The sequence below is a fragment of the Rahnella perminowiae genome (assembly GCF_019049755.1).
Classification (GTDB): Bacteria; Pseudomonadota; Gammaproteobacteria; order Enterobacterales; family Enterobacteriaceae; genus Rahnella; species Rahnella perminowiae.
This window is the reverse complement of the sequence record NZ_JAFMOS010000138.1, coordinates 1-966: the sequence shown is the minus strand read 5'-3', so window position 1 is coordinate 966 and position 966 is coordinate 1. Positions and strand designations below refer to the sequence as shown.

1 pseudogene is annotated in these 966 nt (G+C 43.1%); it reads right to left on the bottom strand.

Annotated features, from left to right (window positions below):
- Positions 1-289: 289 nt before the first annotated feature.
- Positions 290-769, bottom strand: a pseudogene (locus J1785_RS00745) (Hcp family type VI secretion system effector).
- Between the last annotated feature and the right edge of the window lie 197 nt (positions 770-966).

Below are 966 nucleotides of genomic sequence, written 5' to 3'. Positions count from 1 at the left end.
ACCAGGGCGATTTTTCATGAGAAAGATGGGTCAATGGCCTGCTGACGTTGCCATAATAGGGAGAGTGATGTGTAGTCAATGAGTGGGTAGCACGCCAAGAATCAATTAAATTGGGCCAATATGTCATCCGGTCGAGTTAAAGACCTAATCAGTTAATGCCATTCAGGAAATCATTCAGCGTTCATTTTCTTTTTTATCTGGATGCTGCTTTTGGTTTGAAGGCTAACCAGACTGATTAGGCATTTTTTGCCTGAAAAAAATCAGGCAAAAAAACTGTTACTAAATGGGGTCATGCGCAACAGCGATCATTCCATGAATCGCGGTAGATAATATTCCCGTCAGTGTACTTCCAAGTAATCGCTTCATAACGTAACTCGAGCGTTTCCAGATGCGTACTGCTCATACCATTTGGAGCTAGGTACGGCGCAATCGTCGTGAGCTTGACGTTATCCAAGATGATATTGAAATACTCAGCCTCGATGCCAGATTCCAGGATGCGGTACATCTTGATTGTTGCCTTTTTCATTGTTCGACCTTCACACACAGCGCGATACAGGAGTGGTGTAGTCTGATCGAATTCTTTCACTATCGAGATAGGCCGATGAACGCGCGTTCCTGTGAGTTTTCCCCATTATGGATCAACGGGAATAGTGACGCCGTGGGAGAATGATTTTAATTCGATAGAGCCTAAGCGCAGTGGCATCATGCAGCTACCGACAACGGGAGAGCCGTTTTCATCTTCAAGCCATAAGTGAGCGGGAGTGGACATTTAATTTCCTTATAAATTAATCATCATTTAACGTAGCGATAAAAAATAACTATTACGATCACGAAAAATAGAGGCACAGGCCATAAAGGGCCATCAGGGAGAAAACGCACTAGAACAACTGCAAATATAAGTGTTAGTACGGCGGGTCCGTACATCGTAAATAATGACTTGAAAAATCTCTTAAAAACCCTTCTGAT